7 protein-coding genes and 1 rRNA gene are annotated in these 6,062 nt (G+C 29.7%); 1 reads left to right on the forward strand and 7 read right to left on the reverse strand.

All coding sequences use genetic code 11. The annotated features are described in order from the left end of the window. Positions 1-32 precede the first annotated feature (32 nt). Complete coding sequence (locus LL966_RS17725; RefSeq protein ID WP_317207153.1) at positions 33-275, forward strand: GIY-YIG nuclease family protein; 243 nt, start codon at positions 33-35, stop codon at positions 273-275. A gap of 151 nt (positions 276-426) precedes the next feature. Here the strand turns inward: LL966_RS17725 and LL966_RS17730 are convergent, their stop codons facing one another. The 7 genes from LL966_RS17730 to rrf form a co-directional block, all read right to left on the reverse strand. Continuing rightward, a complete protein-coding gene (locus LL966_RS17730) occupies positions 427-789 on the reverse strand; it encodes a MerR family transcriptional regulator (protein WP_229355066.1) in 363 nt (120 codons plus the stop codon). Positions 790-1,023: 234 nt separating this feature from the next. Next, the gene (locus LL966_RS17735; RefSeq protein WP_229355067.1) at positions 1,024-1,878 is read right to left on the reverse strand and encodes a hypothetical protein; all 855 of its coding nucleotides are present in this window, start codon (positions 1,876-1,878) and stop codon (positions 1,024-1,026) included. A gap of 58 nt (positions 1,879-1,936) precedes the next feature. Next, positions 1,937-3,028, reverse strand: a complete 1,092-nt coding sequence (locus tag LL966_RS17740; RefSeq protein WP_229355068.1) for an acyltransferase family protein — start codon at positions 3,026-3,028, stop codon at positions 1,937-1,939. Positions 3,029-3,419: 391 nt separating this feature from the next. Continuing rightward, positions 3,420-4,013: a YdeI/OmpD-associated family protein gene (locus LL966_RS17745; RefSeq protein WP_229355070.1), complete on the reverse strand. Its 594-nt coding sequence runs from the start codon at positions 4,011-4,013 to the stop codon at positions 3,420-3,422. Positions 4,014-4,083: 70 nt separating this feature from the next. Further along, entirely contained in the window at positions 4,084-4,857 is a 774-nt protein-coding gene (gene lpxA / locus LL966_RS17750) for an acyl-ACP--UDP-N-acetylglucosamine O-acyltransferase (protein ID WP_229355072.1), read from the reverse strand. A 66-nt stretch (positions 4,858-4,923) separates the two neighbouring features. Further along, the gene (locus tag LL966_RS17755) at positions 4,924-5,487 is read right to left on the reverse strand and encodes a Crp/Fnr family transcriptional regulator (RefSeq protein ID WP_229355074.1); all 564 of its coding nucleotides are present in this window, start codon (positions 5,485-5,487) and stop codon (positions 4,924-4,926) included. 237 nt (positions 5,488-5,724) lie between these two features. Next, positions 5,725-5,834: ribosomal RNA gene (rrf, locus tag LL966_RS17760) — 5S ribosomal RNA — on the reverse strand. Between the last annotated feature and the right edge of the window lie 228 nt (positions 5,835-6,062).

A 6,062-nucleotide genomic window follows, 5' to 3' on the forward strand; every position in this document is an offset into this window, starting at 1 on the left:
TTTTTTGTTTTATATACATTTTTATAAATTTTATTGTCTACATTTTGTTTAGCGAAAGCAAGAATAGATTCTATATTGGATTTACTTCCAATTTAACAGAAAGGCTAATTCGCCATAACCAAAAAAGCAAAGGTTTTACAGGAAATGTAAACGACTGGAAAGTCGTTTATACTGAAAATTACGAAACCAAAGAAATTGCTCATAAAAGAGAATTACAAATTAAATCATGGAAGAGCAGAGTTAAAATCGAAGAGTTAATTAAATCTGCTGGTTAAGAGCATTCCGATTTTTCATCGGAAGTGGTCGGGGGTTCGAACCCCTCATCGCTCACAAAAAAACTCCTTAAGAAATTAAGGAGTTTTTTTTATGCTTATTTTTTTTATAAATACAAAAATATTGTCATTTCGACTTAACAGATTTAATTTGCTAACGCTCTTCACTTTTCAATTTCTCACATACTTTCTCAAGAAGCTTCTTAGTCTGTTTGAAGTATCTCATTTTATCATCAATCTCTTTTATTTTTGCTTCAAAAAGTTCTAATGTTTCTGGTTTCGACTCCGTACTTTCAAACCAAGTAGTCAATATTTTTTTTATTTCTGCTAAAGAAAATCCGACTTCTCTTGCTTCTATAATGATTTCTAAACGCTCAACAGCATTACTATCGTAGTGTTTATAATTATTAGATTTCACCTTTTCATCAGTCAATCCTTTAATCATTCCTAAATTTTCATAATATCTGATAGTATGAATGGACAGTCCAGTTTTTTTTGATAATTCATTTATAAGCATGACTCCTTTTTTAAAACAAACAATAAAGCGTAGAGTATAGTCTATACTTTACTACAACAAATATAGTAATTGTTTTTATTTTAAAGTTTTTAAAACACAAGAAAATAAGAAAAAATGATTGTCAATTTATTGATTAAAAATACCAAACAGCAATAGCAAAGCTATAAAGACGGAACTCAGCCATAAAAAAAACTTCAAATTTCTTTGAAGCTTTTTTTGCTTTTGACTTAAATCTTATTTTTTATATTTTATTTTGACTGTTTTAATAAATCCTGGATTATTTTTTTCCGTTTTTATTTCAACTGGCAGGTTTTCTTCATTATAAGTTATTACAGATGTATATTCTGAAACAGGAAAATTTTGGTCAACGTTTTTGTTTCCTATACAGGTATTTTGATTTACAAAATCACTATAATAATCATAAAAAGGAGACAATGAGATTAATGAATTTATAAAATATTTATCTCCATACATACTTTCACACATCATTTTGTTTATGCTTGGCTTGTTATCAAATTTATAATCTACAGAATGTTTTTCTCGAGAAGGTTTTAGTTGCGCTAGAGAAACAACATTTCCATTCTCCATCTTGTATTTATACTCGCTTGTATTCTTAGATAATTTTAAAACATTACCCTTCATTTCGTAAATACGTTCATTTACATACTTGCTATTATGCACGTAGCGCCAGCTATCATTAAATTTAAAATTATTAGCATCTTTTATTTCGAATAAAATAGATTTTTTTGACAGTGGTTTAAATTCTGTTTCGCCAACTTTTTTTCTGGTATTTAATATTTCAATTATATAGCCATCTTTATTGTAAGTATAAAAATCATCAAACATATCACCATCATTATATGTATTGGATACTTTTTCCAACAATCCGTTTTGATTATATGTGTAGTAAACTGGCTTTTTGCCTTGTTCTTCTTTTGAAGATAATTTGCCATTTTCGAATTTATAAAATGTGGTAGTCGAACTATTTTCATCTATAATCACGTCTGTTATCGATTCGATTTGATATTTCTTTTGCTGGGAAAAAGATATAGACGAAATCAGAATACTAATAAGTAAAATTTTCTTCATGATTTAAAGGGCTATTTTTATGTTATACAATTAGTTTTGGAATGTTTATCCTTTCTATTTAAGATTTAATTTTTATTCTTTTGTTATTTAGATAGTTTCTTACTGGCATATCAAAAAAAGTCATGACCAAATAAGCAAATCCAACCAATAAAATAACTGCTGTTACGATAACTAAAACTAATTGATTTGAATCTGGTTTATAATTAACATAATAATTGCCAAACATCCACAAAACTGAATAATGGGTCATATACAAAGGATAAGAGATCTTACCTGAAAAAACACAGGCTTTTTTCAGTTCTGGTTTCAAGACAGCTCCAGCTCCTAATGAAATTAATAATGGAAAATAAAATAAAACCACTAATGGTTCAGATATCCAATTCCACTCTGAAAATGGCATTATAAAAGCTAATAATAGCAAAATAGTCAAACCAGCAAAGCCAAGCTTATTTTTTATAATCCAATTGAATCTGTAAATCAATAATCCCGCTAAAAAAGAATACGATATTCGGGCACAACCATCCCAAAAAGTTGGTCCACTCCAGCCTCCTAGTAGATTTCCAGAATTATACGCTACATAACAAATAGCCATTGCAGAAAATATAGTAAGTAACACTAAGTAATTTTTACGAATTCTGTAAAGTACCAATGCATATACGATATTAGCAATATACTCCCAAAACAAGGACCAAGCTGGCGCATTAAAACTAAACAAATTAAAACCTCGATCTGCAATAAATGGATACGGAACGAGGAATAAAGAACAAATAAAAGTCAATATGATTTTTCCGGCACTATACAATTCCAAATTACCTCCAAAAGGGTCAAACAAAAAAGCCAGCAGTCCTAGTATCGATCCAGCAATAACCAGCGGATGTAATCTAATGATTCTTGCTATAAAAAAATTACGCAATCCCATTTTAGCAATACGATCGTCATAAGCATATCCGATTACAAATCCTGAAAGACAGAAGAAAAAATCGACAGCCAAAAAACCATGTCCGAGAAAATTTTTACTTGGATCTGTATAAATCCATTCCATAAAATGAAAAACAACTACTGCAAAAGCTGCAATTCCCCTCAAACCGTCTAAAATTTCAAAATGCTGTTTGCTCTGCAGAGTTTTTTCGGGTATATTAATTGTATTCATTAGGTTAATGTTTTCCTTATTAGTTGATTTGGAGTGATTGCAAGATCTACAATTTTATACTTAAATCAAAATAAGAATTTTCACATTTAAATAACTTTTTAAACTTTTCTACCAAGCTCATTGTGTCTTTCAGAGATTGTCTTCCTCATTCGTAATTTGATAATACATTTTTATTATTGCGCTGAGATGGTTTAATTGTGTTTTTGAAGAAAGCTTTACCAGTTTACTATTTATTATTCCCAAAAGAGCCTAAAAGACATCTTTTAATCCATATTCTTTTCTAATCTCTGATTTTTAATAAAGAAGAGAGACATAATCAATAAGCAAATTTTTTAAATGATAAAACAGAAAACTCCTTTGTTAAAAGGAGTTTTTTTATTCTTTATCGAGTTTAATCATTCAAACCTTTTCCAGCTAAAATATGAGGAATATTTTTTTCTACTCTAGCCTCTCTCGTTTTTGATTGTTTTGGTTGAGAAAAATGAAGAAGATAAGCTCTTTGTCGTCCAGGAGTTAAAATATAAAAAGCTTCTTTCAAATTTGGATTATCATTCAACTTATCTTGAAACTCTTTTGCAATTTCAAATTCTGAAACTTTCTTTAATTCTACTTTTAAACCATTTTTCTCATTTTCAGCAGCTTCATAAATATATCTTTTTAAAGAATCTTTTACATTTAAAATATCTTCAACACAGGTAAAACGAACCTGACGCGCTGCTTGAACATTGTCTGTCTGCTGAATCAATATATTATCAGGATCTTTCATTAAAGCTCCTTTAAAAAATAAAAAAGCGCAATATTCTTTAAAAGCATGAATCAATACAATATTTGCTTTATCAAAAGTATAACATGGACTTCCCCATTTTAATTCTTCCACAAGATGACAATCTAGAGCAATGTTTCGTAACAGCTCAAATTCTTCCCTCCATTTTTCTGCTTTTTCAAAATAGAAATCAACTTTAGGATTCGTACTATACTTTGTCATAAATAGTCAGTTAAGTAATTAAAGTTAATAAAATTGCTAATTAATTTACAAGGTTCACTAGAAATAAAAATCATTCCTTATAACCTTTGACAATTCCTCGTTTTGAATGATTAACGAAATCCAAAATTTTATTTCGTTCTTCAGTTGCCTCAAATTGATTTTCTATCAAGTGAAGAGCCAATTTTGCATTTCTTCTTTCTTGAAATAAAATTCTATAAATAGCTTTTAATTCTTCAAGTTTATTAGAATCAAATCCTCTTCTCTTTAAACCAACCAAGTTTAGACCTAAATATTGCAAAGGATCACGCGCAACCATAATATAAGGCGGAATATCTTTTACAACACGGCTTAAACCACTAATCATGGTATGCTCCCCAATAATAGAAAATTGATGAACAGCAGTTAACCCGCTAATATTTGACCAATCACCAACTTGTACTTCTCCAGCAATTCCAACACTAAAACCAACAACACAATTATTCCCTATAATACAATCATGGCCAATATGAGCATTAGACATAATTAAATTATAATTTCCAATACTAGTTTTCACATTAGAAATAGTTCCTTTATTAATCGTGACAAATTCTCGAATTATATTATGACTTCCTATCTCTAAAAACGTATGCTCGTTTTTGTATTTTAAATCCTGAGGAATTCCACCCAATATAGCATTAGAATGGATATCGCAGTTCTCACCAATTCTTGTCCCACTCAATATAGTGACATTGTTTCCAATACGTGTATTATTGCCGATTATAACATCATTTTCAATAGTAGTAAAATTTCCCAAACTAATATTACTACCTAGAATAGCATTTTTATGAACGAAAGTATTTTTCAATTTTCAAACTTTTTAAAATAGTTTACAAAAATGAAAAAAAGATAAAGATATTTTTTTGATGTAATGTCAAGAAATGGAAGCTCTAATCCTACTCAAAGTTTCCTGGCTAACACCTATAAGAGAAGCAACATGTTTTAATTTAGACTTAATTATAATCTCAGGAAAAGAATCAAGAAGAAATACATATTTCTGTTGAGCAGTCATTATCCTAAATAAATGATGAAATTCATTAATATGAGAAAGATAAAAACGAAGTTGTTTAATATGAAACTTAGAAAAAAGAGGATATTCTAATAGAATTTGTTCATCTGAATACGACAGAGAATACAGCACAGTATCTTCACAAGCCTCAAAATTTTCAAAAGAAGGTTTCTGTTGAAAAAAGCTACTTAAAGATGTTATAAACTGATTATCGGTATAAATCCATTTTGTTACTTCGATATCATTCTCGAAACAAAATCTGCGAACCGTTCCTGATTTTATAAAATAAACCTTTTTACAGATTTTACCTTCTTCAATAACGAATTCATGTTTTTTATATTTTTCAATAATGAAATATTTTCTTATCGCCTGATCTGTTTCATCATCTAATTTCTGAAAACTATTAATTACATCAATAAGCTGTTTCATTTTAGGAATAATTATGAAAAACAAATTTATCAATAATAAAAATAATTCTAAGCTTTTACTACGATATTTCCAACTACTGCTATGCGCTACATCACAAAAGCATAGAGATCGAAACCAACTATAGATTAGGTTAGTTCCTCTAAGCGAAACTCAAAAACTGACAAGTTAGTCAGCTGAATCTCAAAATCACTATAAAACAAAAAATCCCTCCCGACAAATCGGGAAGGATTCTTAAAAGAAAGGCGACGACATACTCTCCCACATAACTGCAGTACCATCTGCGCAGGCGGGCTTAACTTCTCTGTTCGGGATGGGAAGAGGTGAGCCCCGCCGCAATAACCACCTTAAGGCTGCAAGTAATCAGTTCTTAGTTACCAGTAATTAGCTTTTCACTAATCACTCTTTACTATTCACTAGTTACTGCTCTGCGTCGAGCTAATATCTTAACATACTGAGATAAAGAAAAGTGTTTTATTTACTATTTTAGAAAGTTTCTTCCCTCCCGTCTTTTGGACGGGAGAGAAAAGGGTGTGCATAAGCTTACGGATTATTAGTACTACTCGACTATGACATTA

Origin of the sequence: Flavobacterium chungbukense, from assembly GCF_020805785.1 — a bacterium.
Classification (GTDB): domain Bacteria; phylum Bacteroidota; class Bacteroidia; order Flavobacteriales; family Flavobacteriaceae; genus Flavobacterium; species Flavobacterium chungbukense.